We start from the raw sequence: 17,567 nt of genomic DNA, 5'->3' as shown, positions 1-17,567 counted from the left end.
AGATCGGCACAAGTCTCTCACGCCAGACCCTAAGGCCTGGCCGCAAGGACAAACGCCGCCCGCGTCTCCCTTCCTCAATTCCAACTTGTCAAAGAGCGGCACCGGTCACCCGAAGCCCGCGCCGGCAACAGACCGTCCGGGCTGACGCCCGAGGGACCCTTGCTCGACTGGAGGAACCGTGATACCGGACCGACTATTCAGTGGTCCGCCTCAGCGGTGGAGGGCGTCTAGAGCCCGCCGATCCTCCTGTCAACCCCGCCTCGAAACCGCCGTAGCGGCCCGCCGCAGAGCCGGCATCTCGCAGAAAACAGAAGACCGCCCGGCTAAACCTGCCGGCCAATCCCGCCGCTTGTCAGAAGATGCCTCAGCGCCCGGTCCACTTCCGCGGCCGGCGCCGATGAGCCGGGGTATAGGCCCTCGGGTTCGGGCCGTCAACACCCCGTCACACACGCGATCGATATTTATGCGCGCGCCTCCCGGCGGTGGCTCGCTTGTCTCGTGCGCGATGCGCATGGCGTCGGCGGTTGGGTCAGTAGCCCTTCTTCACCTGGGCGAGCGCCGCGCTGAGACCCTGCGCGATCCGGGCCCGCTCGTCCGGCCCCGCATCCCGGGCCACGAGCGCCTGCTGCCGACGTGAGACCAGGGTCAGGCGCTGAAGCCCGTACTCGTCATCCTCCACTGTCTCGATCTTGGTCCAGAGCGGATTGAACCGCCACTCGCGCCGCTCGCCCCGATGGCTCACCCGGGCGAGCAGGATCTCGATCTGCGAGATCATGACCTCCTCGAAGGAGCGCCCGCGGCGGAAGCTGACTTTCAGGGCCGCGTAGATCGCCAGCATGTCGAGGCCGAAGAACCCTGCCACCGGCCAGAAACCCATGCGCCAGGCCCAGATCGAGACGACGAGCGAGACCGCACAGCAGCCCGTCATGACCACCCGGAAGCCGAGCCGGCTCAAGGATTGATGGGGCCGGATCGTCGCGGTGAAGACGGGCCGGTCGATCGTGTCCGGATCGAGCCCATAGGGATGGACGGAAGGATTGCCGCTCGCCATGCGATCCATATAACGCGCCGATGTCCGCCAGAAAGACTCCCACTCCCGTGACGGATCGCTCCGGTGGCGATGCCGCAATCCGGGCGACGGTGCCGTCCCGGGCCGCGCCAAAGCGCACATCCAAGGGCGATTCCAAGGGCGATTCCAGGAAAGCGGATCCGGTCGTCTCGAAGAGCGCGCTGATGAGCGCGGCCGCGGTCCGCCGCGGCGGTCCGATCGGGACGGCACGCTCGGGGCATGGCGACACCGCCCCCGAGGCGGTCGATGCCGCCACCCTCGCCGAGATCTTCCGCCGCTTCCACGCGGCGGAGCCGGAGCCGAAGGGCGAGCTCCACTACGTCAATCCGTTCACCCTTCTGGTCGCCGTCGTGCTTTCGGCCCAGGCGACGGACCGTGGGGTCAACCTCGCCACAGGGCCGCTCTTCGCGGTCGCCGACACACCCGAGGCCATGCTGGCATTGGGCGAGGACCGGGTCCGCGATTTCGTCCGGACGATCGGGCTGTTCAACACCAAGGCGAAGAACGTCGTCGCCCTCTCGCGCATCCTCGTGGAGCAGCACGGTGGCACGGTGCCGGCGAGCCTGGAGGCCCTGCAGGTGCTGCCCGGCGTCGGCGCCAAGACCGCGAGCGTCGTCCTGAATATCGCCTTCGGGGTTCCGCGGATCGCCGTCGATACCCATATCTTCCGGGTCTCGAACCGGATCCCCCTCTTCGTCGGCTCGACCACCGATAAGGTCCAGGCCGGTCTCGAGGCGCTGGTGCCGGAACCCTACCGCCGGCACGCCCATCATTGGCTGATCCTGCACGGCCGCTACACCTGCAAGGCGCGCAAGCCCGAATGCCCGCGCTGCCTCATCGCGGACCTCTGCCGCTACCCGTCCAAGACGTCCGCCTGACCGGTGGATCCTGGGCGGCGGCGCGACCGCGAACCGCGTTCCGGCTACGTCCGGAGCGCCCTCCGCAATCCCGCCCTGCAGGCTAACGCGTTGTGCTGGAAGCCCGCTTCCGCTAGTTTGGCGGCCGGTCGCCGGGGCCCTTGGGCAGAGGCCGTCCGGCGGCCCGACCTCGCGTCCGGTCGCCGCGCCGCGGATTCCTCCCAATCGTCGCGCATCAGGAGCCTCGGCCCATGGACTTCCTCAAACCACGGTACACGCCTATGAACCGCCGCCGTCGCATCTACGAGGGCAAGGCGAAGGTCCTCTACGAGGGGCCGGAGCCCGGCACGCTCATTCAGCACTTCAAGGATGACGCGACGGCCTTCAACGCGAAGAAGCACGAGGTCATCGACGGCAAGGGCGTCCTGAACAACCGGATCTCCGAGTTCGTCTTCCAGCACCTCAACGACATCGGCGTGCCGACGCATTTCATCCGCCGGCTCAACATGCGCGAGCAGCTGATCCGCGAGGTCGAGATCATCCCCCTCGAGGTCGTGGTGCGCAACGTCGCGGCCGGCTCGCTGGCGACCCGGCTGGGCCTGGAGGAAGGCACCCAGCTGCCGCGCTCGATCATCGAGTTCTATTACAAGAACGACGCGCTGAACGACCCAATGGTCTCCGAGGAGCACATCACGGCCTTCGGTTGGGCGACGCCCCAGGAGATCGACGACATCATGGCGCTGGCGATCCGCGTCAACGACTTCCTGTCGGGCCTCTTCCTCGGCGTCGGCATCCGACTGGTCGACTTCAAGATGGAGACCGGCCGCCTCTGGGAAGGCGACATGATGCGCATCGTGGTCGCTGACGAGATCTCCCCGGATTCCTGCAGGCTCTGGGACATCAAGTCCTCCGACAAGCTCGACAAGGACCGGTTCCGCAAGGATCTCGGCGGCCTGATCGAGGCCTACACCGAAGTCGCCAAGCGGCTTGGGATCATGTCGGAGAACGAGAAGGTCCAGGGCAGCGGCCCGCGCCTCGTCCAGTAAGCGCGTTCAGGCGGGTGGGCGGCGCAGGTGCGTCGGCCCCGCCTCCGGAAAGCCCGGCCGCAGCCGGGCGTGGGTCGAGAGGTCCGGATCGAAGCCCGGGTGATAATGGGGGTCCTGCACCAGTAGCGGCCCCCATCGCTTCTTCAGCGCCGCGATCTCGCGCTGGTGGCGGGCGCGGGCCTCCGGAGTCCAGCGGCGACTCGCCGCCTCTCGGTGGTGCAGAACCGCTCCGGGGACCAGCAGCGTGCGATAGCCGTCCGCGTTGAGGCGCAGGCAGAGATCGACATCGTTGAAGTCCACCGCGAAGACCGCCTCGTCGAAGCCGCCGACCGCCCGGAACTTGTCCGCTTCGACCGCCAGGCAGGCGGCCGTGACCGCGGAGACCGCGTGCGTGACGCGCAACGCCGCCAGATAGCCGGACGCGTCCCCCGGGAAGTGGCGGTGCCCGTGGGTGACAAGGCCGCCGGTCCCGAGCACGATGCCGCCGTGCTGAATCCGTCCCTCGCCGTCGAGGAGCTTGGCGCCGACGGCGCCGACATCCGGTCGAAGGGCCTCACGGGCCATCCGAGACAGCCAGTCGGGCCGGAACGCCTCGACGTCGTTGTTGACGAAGACCAAGAGCCGGCCGCGGGCGCGGGCCGCGGCCGCGTTGTTCATGGCGGCGAAGTTGAACGGCCCGGGACAGGGCACGACATGCCCCCTCCCCTCCCCTTCGAAAGCGCGCAGAAAGGCGAGAGTCTCCGGCTCGCGACTGTCGTTGTCGCAGACCAGGATCTCGATCGACGGCCAGTCGGTGCAAGACCGCAGGCTTTCGAGACAGGGGCGCAGGAGATCCAGGCGATCGCGGGTCGGCACGATCAGGCTGGCCAGAGGCCAGGTCTCGGGAAGGGGATGTTCGACCTGGACGAGGCTGTCGGGCCCCACCGCGACCCGGACGGCCGACCGCCCCGTTCGGTCCAGGTGCTCCCGCACGATCGCGTGATGGGACGCGGGGCCCTCCGCGCCTTCCGGCGGCGGGACCGGGCGTCCGGCGCGCCGCACGGACAGAAGCTCCGGGATATGGCCGATCGCGCCCGGGCCGAAGCGCTCGGCAATCCGGAACGCGGCCTCAGCCGGGCTTCGGGGCGCGGCGGCCGGGTCAAGGGCGCTGCCGCGGCAGGCCAACACGGGCCCGAGATAATCGAACGCCACGAGCCGGTCGGCGTCGAAGACCGGTGGCAGAAGCGGCACCACCACACCGCCGATCCGCTCCTGTACGAGGGCATCGCCATAGAGGGCTTGAAGGTCGGGCTCCGCGGCGAAGCGGGCGGCGATCCGCTCGGGTGCGCCGGTCACGAGGATGCCGTCACCGATCAGACGGATTGCGTCCCCCGGACCGGCCGGCGCCGGCGGGAAGCGGTCGAGAATCGCGGGCGGCAGCGAAAGCCGGTGGTCGATTCCGATCAAGGCCGCGAGCGCTTGCCGGGCCCGCAGGCGCTTCCCCATCAGGCGCGCCCGCACGATGGCAGCCGCGGCCCGGGGGTGAACGAGGATCTGGCGGGCTGTCCCCAAAAGCGTGCGCCAGGAGCGGCGCGGCGATCCGTGATACGGGCCGCCTTCACGGCCCGATGCCCCGTCCGACGGCGTCATTCCAAGTCCTCGCCGAAGGTCGTGACCGACAGGGCGGGATGGTAGAACGGATCGTGCCGGATCACGGCGCGCCAGCGCTCGGAGAAGCGGGCCGCCTCCTGCTCGAAGCGCGTGCGCTTGGCACCGACGGAGGGACCGCGGCTGACGGATTCGAGATGGGCCAGGGTCGCGGCCGGCGTCCAGATCGTCTTCCAGCCGGCGGCCCCGAGGCGCAGGCAGAAATCCACGTCGTTGAAATCGACCGGGAAGGACTCGGCGTCGAAGCCCCCCACCGCCAGATACTTGTCGCGCGCGACGGCGAGGCAGGCGGCCGTCACCGCCGAGACCTCGTGCGCCACACGCAGCCGGCCGAGATGGCCCGGCGTGTCCCCGGGCCGGCGGCGCAGGATATGGCCCGCCCGACCGCCGAGGCCGACGACGACGCCGGCATGCTGCAGTGTGCCGTCGCCGTAGAGAAGCTTTGCCCCGACGGCGCCGACATCCGGCCGGCAGGCCTGCCGGACCATGGCTTCCAGCCAGCCGGGCTCCAGGACGGCGACATCGTTGTTCAGGAGCACGACGATCGCGCCCGACGCCGCGCCGACGCCGGCATTGACCATCGCGGCGAAATTGAAGGGTTGAGGGTCCATGAGGATCCGCACGCGCGGATCGTCGCGCAGGCTTGCGTAGTGATCGAGCACCGCGGGATCGGTGGAACCGTTGTCGACGATGATCAGCTCGATCGCCGCATAGGCGGTCTCGTGGAGCACGCCGCGGCAGACGCGGGTGATCAGGTCCAGGCGGTCGCGCGAGGGAATCACGATGCTCACCAGCGGCGCCGGATCCGGAAGCGGCCATTTCAGGTGAACGGCGCCGTCGTGGATCTCGGCACGGAGCGAAGGCCACCCGGATCGACGCGCGTCGAGGGCTGCCGCCCGGGCGGACGCGTCGAGCCCGTCGCCGACGGTGCGGGCGAGAATCCGCGGGACATGCGCCACCCGCGCGGCGCGGGTCGTCGCGGCGGCCGCGATGGCCAAACCGATCTCCTCCATCGGGCCGACGGGGCGCCCCGGACTTGCAGAGAGCCACGTCTTCGACAGGAGCAGGGGAAATCCCGGATAGCCCGTCGCCAGGGCAAGATCCGGGCTCCAGTCCGGCTTCAGCTGCGGGCGACCGTCGGGGCCGATCGCGTCGCCGTAGGCGATGTCCGCGTCCAAGAGGGTGGGGGCCAGCAGCGCCAGGGCCTCGGGCTCCAGGACGTCGCCGGGGCGTAGCAGGCACAGGGCGTCCGCATCGCGGAGAAGATCGTCGAAGCCGGCAGCATCGTCCCAGGCACGGTGAGACACGGGCCCGTCCTCCGATGGAGGCGGCGCGCCCGACCATGCGACCGAGACCCACTCTGGCTGGTGCGTCTGCGCGGCCAGCGCGTCGCGCGCGGCGCCCAGCACCGCCGCCTCGCCGGGTCGCGCGAGCAGGAGACAGCCGATCCGCAGCGCGGAGGGTGGAAGGCCGGCGGGCCGGGTCCGGGCGGCGGCCCAGGACGGGAAGCGGACCATCGGCGTTACCGCGCAGGTGCCGCGCAGGATGTCCCGGTAGCGCCGGTCCGAGCCGCGGGCGCGCTCGTAGAGCGCGGCGAGGCAGCGCCAGGGCCGGCGGAGGAGACATTGTGCGAGCAGGCCGGCCTCGTGCCGGGCACCGACCCGCTCCAGAGCAAAGTCGGCACCGGCCGAGAGGCGGATCTCGCGCGCATCCGAGGGGATCAACCCCAGCCAGTGGGCGAGTCCCTGAGAGGCGCCCGGCAGGACGAAATCCTGAACGGCATCGTCCGGACCCCGCAGGACGCGGAGGATCGGGCGCCGGGGTGGCGCCGCGGGATCGCCGCTGTAGCTCAGTACGATCCAGCCGACAGGATGATCGGGGAGCACGAGGCGGCGGTCGTATTCGGGATCGGCTACCGGTTCGAGGCGAAACCGTGTCGCCCGGCCGAGGCAGATCTCGCCGTGACCGGTCTTCGCAATCAGTCGGTTCGGATCGCCGAAGCGTGCCGCGGCGTCACTGGGCAGCGTCGCCTCCGCCGGCGGGTGCTGCGGCGACCGCCGGTTTCCGGCGGCGCGGCTTCGCAGCGGCCTTCCCGGCCCCCTTGCCGGCGCCGACACCCACCGCGATGTCATACTCGGCCGTCATCGCGGCAGGAACCTGCAGATCATCGGCGACGACCGTGGCGAAGCCCTGGGCCTCACCCGGTCCGACCGTGACGCTGACCCGCTCGGCGCGGCTTGAGACGACCTTGCCGTTGTAGCGGATCTGGAACGTCACCGGCACATCGAACCGGCCCGGCGCGCCGGCCGGCCCGAGCAGCACGTTGACCTCCGCGCCCACCTTGACGGTGATCGAGCCGTCCTGACGCCGCGTGCATTCGCGGGCAAGCCGAGCGAGGGCGTACTGGGTGCGCACCGTATCGCCCGCAAGGGTTCGCGAGGCGGCGGCACCCTCGACGACCTCCACCGGAGGGCAATAGGGCGGATCGAGGGTTTCGGGCTGCGACGGCGGCACCGTCGTGCCTCCGTACTTGAACAGGTTGGAGAAGATGTTCCCCTCCTCGGCCCGGCACGGAGCCGCAGCGGCGAGGGACAGGGCAAGCACGAGACCGCCCCGCCGGAGCAGGGCGTTCGACAGCCGGGAGACGCCCGGGGACCGCGTCGGAGTCCTGTCTTGAAGTCCGATCATCGCACGGCTCCCGAGCGGCACCGTCATTTCAGGCTATCGAATCCGGCCGCGAAGCCCTTCATCGACAGCGGGATCCCGACGCCTTCCTCGGGCGTCTGGAACACGATGAAGGTGGCTTGCGTGCCGTTCTTGAACTGGCGGATCAGACCGTCATCCATCACGACCTCGGCCACGCACCCAGTGGTGAGACAGCGGACGAAGCCCGCGCGGCCGATATCGGTCTGGTCGATCTTGAGGCCGAGGCCGGAAGGCAGGAGGACGCCCAGCGGCGCCACCACCCGCAGAAGGTAGCCGCGGTTGTCGGCCGTCTTCAGGACGATCACCACCAGGGTCAGATTCGGCCGGTCCTCGGCGGCGAGATACTGGACGAGGGCACATTGCTCGGCCTTCGCGCCGGCCGGCGTCTCGCAGCGCAATTGCCAATCCTCGAAGGTCTTGCGCACCATACCCTGGGCCGCGGCCGGCCCGGCGGGCACGAGCGCGGCCGCCACGAGGGCGAGGAAAACCGGCAGCGCGGCGCGCCGGACGGCGCGCCGGAAACGAACGAGCCTCGCGTGAAGCGGCACCACCGATCCCTTCGGAACGCTCCGGCCGAGGACCGGCGGGAGCCGTACAATCGGGCGTGTTCCGACCATGGTCCGGCCCGCGCTGTCAAGCGATGCGGTCGCGGTGTTGCGCGTCGGCGCTACCCGCGCGGGTGTCTGCGGCCTAGATTGTGATCGAACACTCCTCCTGCGCCGGATCCCGCCGTGATGCGCCTGCTCACTCTCTCGGCCGCCTGCTTGATGGCCACCCTCGCGCAGGCGGGGGCCCAGTCCCTGCCGGTCGGGGAGACCACCTACATCGAGCGCTCGCTCAATCACACCGACACGCTGGTGATCGAGCATCCGCCGGTGGCGGCGAACCCGTATGGCCGCCGCAACGGACATGCCGCGATCGCCGGCTATTGCCGGGACGGTGGTCTCATCCGGCGGCGTGACGAGTTCGGCAACCCGGTGATCATCCGCCAGCGGGAGGTGTGCGACAGCGTCGCGCCGCGTACCCTCAGTCCCGGCGAGGTCGATCCCCGCCCGAGCTGGCCGGCCGACGCCGTGGCGCGCCAGCGCGTCCTGCGCGCCAAGGGCTGACGCGGGTCACGCCGTCTCTCCGGTCGGCGGATCAGCCGTATCGATGCAGGCCGGTGCCGTGGCGCTTGAGCCACGCTTCGGCGGCGTCGGTGTTCGGACAGAGGGCGTGCACGAGAGCCCAGAAGCGTGGGGAATGGTTCATCTCGCGCAGGTGGGCCATTTCGTGAGCGACCAGATAGTCGAGCACCATCGGCGGCGCGAGAATCAGGCGCCATGAGAAGTTCAGCTCGCCGCGGGCCGTGCAGGAGCCCCAGCGGCTGCGGGTGTCGCGCAGGGTGACGCGGACCGGCCTCTGCCCGAGTTGCACCGCATAACGCTCGATCGCCTCGGCGAGGTCGTGCTTCGCCTCACGGGCCAGGAAGTCGCGGATTCGGCGCGCCACATGGGCTGCGTCGCAGGACACCGAGATGGCCGGCTCTCCGGCGACGCACTCGACCCGTACCGGACCGCTGCGGGTGCCGCGCTGGAGGATCCGGTGAGGCTCGCCGCGGAGCGGCAGGCTGGACTCAGGCTCGAAGGCCACGCGAGCCGGCACACGGGCCAGACGCGTTGCGATCCAGCCCGCATGGCTCGCAGCGAAGCGCTGGGCGGTGTTGACGGCGGTGCGGCTCGGAAGGGTGATCACCGCCTCGCCGGTGGCGGCCGAGACCCGGAGAGTGATGCGGCGCGCGGTCTCCCGCCGCCGGAGGGCAACGCGGAAACTGGCCCCCTCGTGCTGGACCTCAAGATGATCGGGATCGGGGCGACGCAGCAGCGCGAAGGGCATGCGCGACTTCTAGCTGGGCCGGACGCGCGGCTCCAGATCCCGCCGGCCCGAAGCGCCACGACTTCAGCCAGCGAGGGCCCGGGTCCAGACATCGGTGTCGGGCAGGACGAGGAGAGCGGCCGCCGCCAGGGCGATCCCGTACGGGATCCCGGTCTTGGCGTCGTGCAGATGCAGTGCGAACGGCATGCGCGCAATCCGGACGGGCAGCGGATGCGTCCGCGCGAACAGGATCCCCAGCGTCAGGGCACCGCCGAACAGTGACGCCACCAGCAGGTAATCGCCGAGTCCATCGAAGCCGAGCCACAGGGCCGTGGCGGCCGCGAGCTTGGCATCGCCGCCGCCGATGACACCGAAGGCGAAGAGCGCGAAGGTGACGAGCAGAACGACCGCGCCGGCCGCGCAATGGAAGCCGATCTCGGCCCAGCTCATCGGGCCCGTCAGGGCGAGGAGCGCGAACCCCGCCACGAGGCCGAGGGAGATCCGGTTCGGGATCAGCATGGTCAGAAGATCGCTGGCGGCTGCGTACGCCATCAGGAACGGGAAGAGGATCAACAGGCCGAATCCGGCCGGGCCTAGACCTGTCAGGCCGAGGCTTGCCGTCGCTGAACCGACCATCTCGGCGCCCATTTCGTCGAAACCTGTCGCATCACCGGCCAACGATCCGACCCGGCCATCCGTCGGCCGGAATGGATCCGCGCATTACCAGACGGCCTGTGCCGCCGCGAACGAGAACGATCCCGGCCGGCCGAGCCCCCGGTCTCTCGCCGAGAGCCGGGGTGTCTCGCACCTGCCGCAGATCAGAGCCGTCTCGCTTAGTTCAGGTTGCCGGAGATCTGGCTGAACTTGCTGGTGAGGCTGGTGCCAACGGTCTTCAGCGCGGTGATGATGGCGACGGCGATCAGGGCCGCGATCATGCCGTACTCGATCGCGGTGGCACCGGACTCGTCCGAGGCGAAGCGCGTGAACAGGGTCTTCATGGAGAGCGATCCTTCGATCAACATAGAGCGAGGCAAAACTTGCGCGATGACCGATGAAGATTTTTCTTGTCTCGATCGGCGGCCTGCACAGACTGGCGATTTCGCCTTGAAAATCGGTTAAATCGATCCCGGAGCGTCGTAAAATGCCGTCTCGTTGCGAGATTGGTGAAGGTTGGGTTTCTTCGATACGGCAGTGCGCGGACTCTTGGTCTTGCTTAGCGCTTCCTTCACCCATCCCGCGATAGCCTCGGGCTTCGGGTCGGATCTCGTCCGCTACCCGTCGTCTTGAGGAAACCCGATGCGCCGCACCCTGTCGATTGCGGGCCGAGCCGGCCTCATCGTCCTGATGACGGGCGCCACAGCCGTGGCGGGTCAGCCCGAGCTGCTGCCGGTCGTGACCGTTCTGGTGGACAATGCCAAGGTCCTCCGCCTGCCGGAGAAGACCTCGACCATCATCGTCGGGAATCCGATCATCGCCGAGGTGACGCCGCAGAAGAACGGCGTCCTCGTGCTCACCGGCAAGAGCTTCGGATCGACCAATCTCATCGCCCTCGACAACGGCGGCGCCATGATCGCCGAGACGACCATCCGGGTCGAGGCGTCGCGGGACTCGACCATCACGGTCCAGCGCGGTCTCGACCGGGAATCCCTGTCCTGCACGCCGAGTTGCCAACCGTCGGTACAGCTCGGCGACTCGGCGAGCTATTTCGGCACGACCAGCGGGCAGGCCGACGCGCGCCGCAAGCTTGCGACCGGCGGCGGCGCCGGAACAGTTCCGGCGGCCGATCACTGATCGAACCGGATCCGGGAGCCAAGACGCCCGGGTGACGTCGCGGCCGATGTCGCGGGCACCACATCGCCACCCGCCGTCGATGCGGGGGCGCCCCTCAGCGCCGCTCTGGTCGGCGACGGCCTTGCTGACCATCGCCACGCGCTGAGGCTGACCCGGCGACGGGGAGCAGCCCGTCCCGATCATGTACCCTTGCGGAGCGGGACGGCCCGGTGGACGATGGCGCGATGGAATCCGGTCCGCTCACCTATGTCATCGGCGACATCCACGGCTGCGCCGACCTCCTCGATGCGCTGTTGGAGCGGATCGCCGACCATGCCGCCGACCGCGGCCGCCGCCTCGTCTTCCTCGGGGATTATATCGACCGCGGGCCGGACAGCGCCGCGGTTCTCCGCACCGTGAGCCGGCTGAATTGGGCCGAGCCCGAGCATGTCATCTGCCTGATGGGCAATCACGAGCGGATGCTGCTCGATGCGCTGCAGACCCCTCAGGCCGCGGAACACTGGCTCTACAACGGCGGGGAGGCGACGCTCGCCTCCTTCGGCGCCCGGGAGGCGGGCGATCTGCCACGCGACACCCTCGACTGGCTCGAAGGTCTCCCCACCCTGCATGGGGATGACGCCCGCTGGTACGTCCATGCCGGTTTCCGGCCCGGCGCGGCGATCCCGGATCCGGACGATCACAATCGGCTCTGGATCCGCGAGCCGTTCCTGGAGGGCGACCACGATTTCGGCCGCCACGTGGTCCATGGCCATACCCCCCAGCGCAACGGACGGCCCGAAATCCGCCGGTTCCGCACGAACCTCGACACCGCAGCGGTCTACGGGGGAGCCCTCACGGCAGGCGTCTTCTCCGCCGCGCAGGGCCCGGCGCTGCATTTCCTGCAGGTCCGGGCGCCGGCCTAGACGGTTCGACGCACGGGAACGAGGGCGCACAGGATCCCGACGAGCCAGCCGCCCATCAGGACGACGCCGCCGGTGGGCGCAGCCATCGGAAAGAGCGGGCGCTGGAGCCACGTGCGCACCGAGAGGTCGCCGCAGAACAGGATCAGACCGAGGACCAGGAGCCCCGAAGCCGTCCGGGCAAGCCCGATCCGGGCAAGGCCGGCGGTGCCGAAGCCGATGAGCGCCAGAATGGCGGGGGCGTGGAACAGCAGGAACTGCGCCGCCGTCTTCAGCGAATCGGCGCCGGGGATGTGCGCGGCGGCGGCGCTCAACGCCACACCGAGCAGGCCGGCGAGGCAGGCGAGCGCCGCGAGCGCACGATCGACACCCGCAACACTCACGCGCCGCGCTCCACGAGGAGCCTGGCGATGGCCGCACGCAGCTCCGGCACGCCGGAATCGTCCCGACTGGAGGTGAGGATCACCTGCGGATAGGCAGCCGGACGCTTGGCAAGCCCGGCCTCGATCCCGGCAATGCGGCTCGCGACCTCGCCCTTCTTGAGGGAATCCCCCTTGGTCAGCACGACCTGATAGCTCACCGCGGCCTTGTCGAGGCCGTCGAGCACATCGGTATCGATCGACTTGAAGCCGTGCCGGGCGTCGATGAGCATGAACACGCGGGCGAGGCTGGCGCGCCCCTTCAGGTAGGAATGGATCAGCCGCGTCCAGGCCTCGACCTTGGCCTTCTCGACCGCGGCGTAGCCGTAGCCGGGCATGTCGACGAGGGATAGGCGCTCGCCGATCCGGAAGAAGTTCAGCTGCTGCGTGCGCCCGGGCGTGTGCGAGGTCCGCGCCAGGGTGTTCCGCCCGGTGAGGGCATTGATCAGGCTCGATTTGCCGACGTTCGACCGTCCCGCGAAGGCGATCTCCACGCCCTCCATGGGCGGCAGCCGATCGAGCGTCTGGGCAGCCGCGTAGAAGTCAGCCGCGCCGGCAAAGAGAAGGCGGCCGGCCTCAAGAAGGTCGGCCGCATCGTCGTTGGTTTCAGTCACGGCACATTGCCTGTCAGCTCTTAGTGGCGGCCGTCTTGGTGCCGTTGCCGCGCCGGAACGTCGATCGCAGGTTGTCCCACAGCTCCACCTTCACGCCGTTGCGGCGCATGATGACGTACTGCTGGATCACCGACAGCGTGTTGTTCCAGGCCCAGTAGATCACGAGGCCGGCGGGGAACGACCCCAGCATGAAGGTGAACACGATCGGCATGAAGGTGAAGATCTGCGCCTGGACCGGGTCCGGCGGCGCGGGATTCATCTTCATCTGGACGAACATCGTCACGCCCATGATCAGCGGCCAGACGCCCAGGTGGACGAAGTCGGGCGCCGGGAAGGGCAGCAGTCCGAACAGGTTCACGATGCTCGTCGGATCCGGCGCCGCGAGGTCGTGGATCCAGCCGAAGAACGGCGCGTGCCGCATCTCGATGGTGATGAACAGCACCTTGTAGAGCGCGAAGAAGACCGGGATCTGGATCAGCACCGGCCAGCAGCCGGCGACCGGATTGATCTTCTCCTTCTTGTAAAGCTCCATCGTGGCCTGCTGCGCCTTCAGACGGTCATCCTTGTAGCGCTCGCGGATGGCGGCCATCTCCGGCTGCACGGCCTTCATCTTGGCCATCGAGACGTAGGACCGGTTCGCGATCGGCAGGAACAGCAGCTTCAGGCAGAAGGTGACAACCAGGATCGAGACGCCGAAATTGCCGAACAGATGATAGAAGAAGTCCAGCGCCCGGAACATCGGCTTGGTGATGAAGAAGAACCAGCCCCAATCGATCATCAGATCGAAGTGCTTGATGCCCAGGTCCTTCTCGTAGTTGTTGATGACGTTGACTTCCTTGGCGCCCGCGAACAGCCGCTGCGTCGCGGTGACGGAGGTGCCGGCCGCCACGTTCACGGCGTCGCCGCGCACGCTCGCCTGATAGACGTTGGTGGTCCCGTCGGTCCGGTCGGTGAAGGCGCCGGTATACGGCGTGTCCTGATCGGGGATCGCGGCGGCCGCCCAGTACTTGTCGGTGATGCCCACGAAGCCGCCGGTCACGCCGGTCCAGGCCTTGCCCTTGGTGTTGGCGCCGCCGTAGGCGCCCTCCTTGGCGAGCTTGTCGTAGGTGAATTCCTGAAGGCCGTCGTTGCCGAGATAGCCGATCATGCCCTCGTGCAGGACGTAATAGCCCTGGGTGTGCGGCTTACCCCAGCGGGAGACGAGGCTGTAAGGGTAGAGCGTGATCGCACCCGAGCCCTTGTTCTCGACCTCGTCGCGGATCGTGAACATGTACTTGTCGTCGACCGCGATGATCCGCTTGAAGACGAGGCCGGCGCCGTTGTCCCAGGTCAGGGTCACGGGCATGCCCGGCTGGAGCGTCTTGCCCTCGCTGGTCCAGAGGGTGTCGTTGTTGGGCAGCGGCCCGGCATTGGCGCCGACCCAGCCGAACTCGGCGTAATAGGGCGTCTCGCTGCCGGCCGGCGAGAACAGCACGATCTCGGGGCTCTTGGGGTCGACGGTCTCGTGGTAGTTCTTGAGCGACACGTCGTCGACGCGGCCGCCCTTCAGGGCGATCGAGCCGGACAGCGCCGGGGTCTCGATCCGGATGCGCGGCGAGCGGGCGAGCGCCGCCTCGCGGGAGACCGGGCCGCCTTGCGGCGTGGGCAGCGTGCCGGGCACCGGCGCGGCCGGGCCGCCCTCCTTGGGGGACGGCGAAGGCACGCCGTCCGGGGTCACGCCCGGGGGCTGCTGTTGCTGCGCGGCCTTGTTCTGGGCCTCGATCAGCCGCTGCTGCTCCATGCGCGGGCCGGCCACGAAGTACTGCCACCCGAGCAGCACCAGCAGCGACAGGCCGATGGCCACGAACATGTTCGTCTTGTCATTGCCCATCAGGGACACCGCCGCACGCGTTCGGAGTGGCATCAAGACCGGCGCCGGCCCCGGGGGACCTGCGCGCGCCGGTGATTCGGTGATCTCTGTCGCACCCCTGCGACGGGCCGATGTCGGCGCGGCCGGAGGGCGCGGGCTGCGCGGAGGCGCCCGCTTCCTGCTGGAGAGATGAGGTTTGAGGAGTGGTCTTGGACCGCCGGTTGCCGGATCGGCCGGACGGCCTGTCGCTCCGGGGCGCCGCAGGCCGGGTCACCGTCGGGATCGCACGCCGCAGGTCCTCGGTCAGCGACGCGAAGGGGGCGTCCAGCGCGGGGCGCCGGGCGATCAGTACGATGTCGGCCGGCAGGGTCGCGAGTTCGGCCGGCAGATCGGCCGCGACCAGCCCCAACGCGGCGCGGAGACGGCGCCGGATGCGGTTGCGCTCCGTCGCGTGACCCACGCGCTTCGTGATGGTGAAACCGAGACGGAGGCCGGGGCAGGCCTCCGGGTTCCGGAGGCGCCCCTGCGCGGTCATGCGCTCGGTGTGAAAGCGACGCCCCTCGGCCGCAGCCAGGAAGTCGGGTCGTTTCTTGAGCCGCTCGATCGTCGCCATCGATGGTTCGATCCCGGCCGATACCACTTGCCTCACGGCGCGGATGCGCGAAGGCGTCCGCGCCCGAGAGGATCCGGCCTCAGGCCGACAGGCGCTTGCGGCCGTGGGCGCGACGGCGCGCGATCACCTTGCGGCCGCCGGCGGTGGCCATGCGCGCACGGAAACCGTGGCGGCGCTTACGGACGAGCTTGCTCGGCTGGTAGGTTCTCTTCATGGCTCAGAGCCTTCAAAGGTCGAGGCGCGCTCGCGGGCGGCTGATGCCGCACCCGACCTTCACGCGTCCTTGGTTGTCTGCAAACACGAAGGGCGCCCATGCGGGGCGCCACGTCGCGAGTGGCGGGCTTATGGCGGATGGGTCCCGCGAAGTCAACGTTCGGCGGGGCTCAATGCCCCTCGAACTGCATGAGGGTCCGCACCTCGACGCCCATGTCGCGCAGGCGCTGGGCCCCGCCGATCTCGGGCAGATCGATGACGAAGCAGGCGGCCACGATTTCGGCGCCGATCTTCTGAAGCAGGTTCACCGCCGCCGTGGCGGTGCCGCCGGTGGCGATCAGATCGTCGACAAGGAGCACCCTGTCGCCGGGCCGGACCGCGTCGACGTGGATCTCGATCTCGTCGGTGCCGTATTCGAGAGCGTAGGCCATCGAAACCGTCGTGTGGGGCAGCTTGCCCTTCTTGCGGATCGGCACGAAGCCGCAGGAGAGCTGATGGGCGATGGCCCCGCCCAGGATGAAGCCCCGGGCCTCGATGCCGGCCACTTGGTGGATCTGCCCGCCCGCATAGGGGTGAACCAGCGCGTCCACCGCCCGCCGGAAGGCGCGCGGGTCGCTGAGCAGCGTGGTGATGTCGCGAAAGATGATCCCGGGCTTCGGGTAATCGGGAATCGAGCGGATCGATTCCTTCAGCGCGACGTGGCGGCGGGCTTCCATGCGTTCGGCCTTCCGTGGAGAACCGCGGGCTTAAAGCAGAAGGTTGCGGTCCTGACCAGTTTCCGGCGGCAGGCCGGGCGGGTCAGGCCGCATTCGGTGCGTCCCGGCGGTCCGGCGACCGTCCCACGCGGCGCGAGCGGTCCGGTCGCCGCGGGCGCGCTTGGCTCCGAGGAAGCCCGCCCGAGGCGGGCAATCCCTGATCGCCGCGGGCGTCGAGACGCGGCGCGTCGGCGGGCCTCGATCCCGGTCTCCGCGGCGCGGTCCCGGGATGACGGGCCGCTAGGCCGCCTGGACCTTCTTGAGGATGGCGACGAGTTCCCGGTGCAGCTCCTCGTTGCCGCAGGCCACCGACCGGGGCGCGAGCGGCTCGGCGGCGCCATCCGCGGAGGTCACGAAGCCGCCCGCCTCGCGCACCAGGATCACGCCGGCGGCGAAATCGTAGGTCTGGAGATCGCGCTCCCAATAGGCGTCGAGGCGCCCGCAGGCGACATAGGCCATGTCGAGAGCCGCCGATCCCATCCGGCGGGTGCCGCCGGCCACCGCCATGACGGCGCCCAGCTCGCGCAGGAGTCGCGGATGGCTGCCGCGACCGAGATAGGGCGTTCCGTAGCCCACCAGCGCGTCGGCCATGTCCTGACGGCCGGAGACGCGCAGGCGCCGGTTGTTGAGATAGGCCCCCTTCCCGCGCTCGGCGACGAACAGCTCGTCCTTGATCGGGTCGAAGATCACACCGGCGACGATCTGGCCCTCGCGCTCGAGGCCGACCGAGACGGCGAAATGGGGCACGCCGTGCAGGAAGTTCGAGGTGCCGTCGAGGGGGTCGATGTGCCAGGTGTGGCTTTTGTCGGTCCCCTCGATGATCCCGTTCTCCTCCTGCACGAGACTGTAGCCCGGGCGCGCCTTCATCAGGGCGTCGCGCAGCACCTCCTCGGCCTTGCGGTCGGCCGCGGAGACGAAGTCACCCGGGCCCTTCCGCGAGACCTGCAGGTTCTCGACCTCGCCGAAGTCGCGGCGCAGGCCGCGCGCGGCCTTGCGCACGGCATCGACCATCACGGTCATGAGCGGGGAGGAGATCATGGTCGGACTTTTCGCGGGTGAGGATTGACGCCGTCGTTACAGCCCGGCGCCGGAAAAGACGAGATGGGGGCAGGACATGGGCGCCGTGCGGCGGGGGGGGGGGGGGGGGGGGGGGCGCCGGCCCCCGCACCCAGCCCGCCACACACACCCAACCCAACCCCCAACGCGCGCGCTGAGCGGGGTGCTCGGACCGACGG

The 17,567-nt window shown here is 69.4% G+C and carries 20 protein-coding genes; 5 read left to right on the top strand and 15 right to left on the bottom strand.

Features of this window, described 5'->3' with window-relative positions:
- Window positions 1-529 precede the first annotated feature (529 nt).
- Entirely contained in the window at window positions 530-1,051 is a 522-nt protein-coding gene (locus tag ABIC70_RS28025) for a DUF2244 domain-containing protein (RefSeq protein WP_043387564.1), read from the bottom strand.
- A gap of 182 nt (window positions 1,052-1,233) precedes the next feature.
- On the opposite strand from ABIC70_RS28025, the gene nth reads away from it, so the two are divergent.
- Window positions 1,234-1,947: an endonuclease III gene (nth, locus tag ABIC70_RS28020; RefSeq protein WP_051044780.1), complete on the top strand. Its 714-nt coding sequence runs from the start codon at window positions 1,234-1,236 to the stop codon at window positions 1,945-1,947.
- Window positions 1,948-2,177: 230 nt separating this feature from the next.
- The gene (purC, locus tag ABIC70_RS28015; protein WP_043350657.1) at window positions 2,178-2,972 is read left to right on the top strand and encodes a phosphoribosylaminoimidazolesuccinocarboxamide synthase; all 795 of its coding nucleotides are present in this window, start codon (window positions 2,178-2,180) and stop codon (window positions 2,970-2,972) included.
- Between the two features lie 6 nt (window positions 2,973-2,978).
- On the opposite strand, the gene ABIC70_RS28010 is transcribed toward purC, so the two are convergent.
- The 4 genes from ABIC70_RS28010 to ABIC70_RS27995 all read right to left on the bottom strand — a co-directional run bounded on the left by ABIC70_RS28010 (window position 2,979) and on the right by ABIC70_RS27995 (window position 7,876).
- Complete coding sequence (locus ABIC70_RS28010; protein WP_354442350.1) at window positions 2,979-4,601, bottom strand: glycosyltransferase; 1,623 nt, start codon at window positions 4,599-4,601, stop codon at window positions 2,979-2,981.
- A complete protein-coding gene (locus tag ABIC70_RS28005) occupies window positions 4,598-6,505 on the bottom strand; it encodes a glycosyltransferase family 2 protein (protein ID WP_354442348.1) in 1,908 nt (635 codons plus the stop codon). Before ABIC70_RS28005 ends, ABIC70_RS28010 begins: the two co-directional genes overlap by 4 nt.
- Window positions 6,506-6,632: 127 nt before the next feature.
- On the bottom strand, window positions 6,633-7,307 hold the full coding sequence (locus ABIC70_RS28000) for a hypothetical protein (protein WP_354442346.1): 675 nt from the start codon (window positions 7,305-7,307) through the stop codon (window positions 6,633-6,635).
- A 23-nt stretch (window positions 7,308-7,330) separates the two neighbouring features.
- Window positions 7,331-7,876 carry an invasion associated locus B family protein gene (locus ABIC70_RS27995; RefSeq protein WP_091995268.1) on the bottom strand — a complete coding sequence of 182 codons (546 nt, stop codon included), beginning with the start codon at window positions 7,874-7,876 and terminating at the stop codon, window positions 7,331-7,333.
- A 183-nt stretch (window positions 7,877-8,059) separates the two neighbouring features.
- On the opposite strand from ABIC70_RS27995, the gene ABIC70_RS27990 reads away from it, so the two are divergent.
- Window positions 8,060-8,434, top strand: coding sequence for a hypothetical protein (locus ABIC70_RS27990; RefSeq protein WP_043387560.1), 375 nt, complete (start codon window positions 8,060-8,062; stop codon window positions 8,432-8,434).
- Between the two features lie 31 nt (window positions 8,435-8,465).
- On the opposite strand, the gene ABIC70_RS27985 is transcribed toward ABIC70_RS27990, so the two are convergent.
- The 3 genes from ABIC70_RS27985 to ABIC70_RS27975 form a co-directional block, all read right to left on the bottom strand.
- Window positions 8,466-9,200 carry a M48 family metallopeptidase gene (locus tag ABIC70_RS27985; protein WP_043387558.1) on the bottom strand — a complete coding sequence of 245 codons (735 nt, stop codon included), beginning with the start codon at window positions 9,198-9,200 and terminating at the stop codon, window positions 8,466-8,468.
- Between the two features lie 63 nt (window positions 9,201-9,263).
- Window positions 9,264-9,815, bottom strand: coding sequence for an A24 family peptidase (locus ABIC70_RS27980; RefSeq protein ID WP_051045115.1), 552 nt, complete (start codon window positions 9,813-9,815; stop codon window positions 9,264-9,266).
- Between the two features lie 197 nt (window positions 9,816-10,012).
- The gene (locus ABIC70_RS27975; RefSeq protein ID WP_012320434.1) at window positions 10,013-10,177 is read right to left on the bottom strand and encodes a Flp family type IVb pilin; all 165 of its coding nucleotides are present in this window, start codon (window positions 10,175-10,177) and stop codon (window positions 10,013-10,015) included.
- Window positions 10,178-10,475: 298 nt separating this feature from the next.
- On the opposite strand from ABIC70_RS27975, the gene ABIC70_RS27970 reads away from it, so the two are divergent.
- Together ABIC70_RS27970 and ABIC70_RS27965 are read left to right on the top strand one after the other, a co-directional pair.
- Entirely contained in the window at window positions 10,476-10,970 is a 495-nt protein-coding gene (locus tag ABIC70_RS27970; protein WP_043357447.1) for a pilus assembly protein N-terminal domain-containing protein, read from the top strand.
- Window positions 10,971-11,194: 224 nt separating this feature from the next.
- Window positions 11,195-11,872: a metallophosphoesterase family protein gene (locus ABIC70_RS27965; protein WP_043357445.1), complete on the top strand. Its 678-nt coding sequence runs from the start codon at window positions 11,195-11,197 to the stop codon at window positions 11,870-11,872.
- Here ABIC70_RS27965 and ABIC70_RS27960 read toward each other — a convergent pair.
- The 7 genes from ABIC70_RS27960 to ABIC70_RS27930 form a co-directional block, all read right to left on the bottom strand.
- Window positions 11,869-12,252 (bottom strand): DUF423 domain-containing protein, encoded by a 384-nt coding sequence (locus ABIC70_RS27960; RefSeq protein ID WP_075380732.1) that lies wholly within the window; start codon window positions 12,250-12,252, stop codon window positions 11,869-11,871. The genes ABIC70_RS27965 and ABIC70_RS27960 overlap by 4 nt on opposite strands.
- Entirely contained in the window at window positions 12,249-12,902 is a 654-nt protein-coding gene (gene yihA, locus ABIC70_RS27955) for a ribosome biogenesis GTP-binding protein YihA/YsxC (protein ID WP_043387550.1), read from the bottom strand. Before yihA ends, ABIC70_RS27960 begins: the two co-directional genes overlap by 4 nt.
- Before the next feature lie 13 nt (window positions 12,903-12,915).
- A complete protein-coding gene (gene yidC / locus ABIC70_RS27950) occupies window positions 12,916-14,772 on the bottom strand; it encodes a membrane protein insertase YidC (protein WP_043758843.1) in 1,857 nt (618 codons plus the stop codon).
- Entirely contained in the window at window positions 14,762-15,364 is a 603-nt protein-coding gene (rnpA, locus tag ABIC70_RS27945; protein WP_342143149.1) for a ribonuclease P protein component, read from the bottom strand. Before rnpA ends, yidC begins: the two co-directional genes overlap by 11 nt.
- A gap of 79 nt (window positions 15,365-15,443) precedes the next feature.
- A complete protein-coding gene (gene rpmH, locus ABIC70_RS27940; protein ID WP_007558110.1) occupies window positions 15,444-15,578 on the bottom strand; it encodes a 50S ribosomal protein L34 in 135 nt (44 codons plus the stop codon).
- A gap of 169 nt (window positions 15,579-15,747) precedes the next feature.
- Entirely contained in the window at window positions 15,748-16,293 is a 546-nt protein-coding gene (locus ABIC70_RS27935; protein ID WP_043387545.1) for an adenine phosphoribosyltransferase, read from the bottom strand.
- A gap of 279 nt (window positions 16,294-16,572) precedes the next feature.
- Window positions 16,573-17,370, bottom strand: a complete 798-nt coding sequence (locus ABIC70_RS27930) for an inositol monophosphatase family protein (RefSeq protein WP_043357127.1) — start codon at window positions 17,368-17,370, stop codon at window positions 16,573-16,575.
- Window positions 17,371-17,567 lie beyond the last annotated feature (197 nt).

The sequence above is a fragment of the Methylobacterium sp. 1973 genome, from assembly GCF_040545035.1.
Taxonomy (GTDB): domain Bacteria; phylum Pseudomonadota; class Alphaproteobacteria; order Rhizobiales; family Beijerinckiaceae; genus Methylobacterium; species Methylobacterium fujisawaense.
The sequence above is the reverse complement of the archived record's forward strand: the minus strand, read 5'-3'. Positions and strand labels throughout refer to the sequence as shown.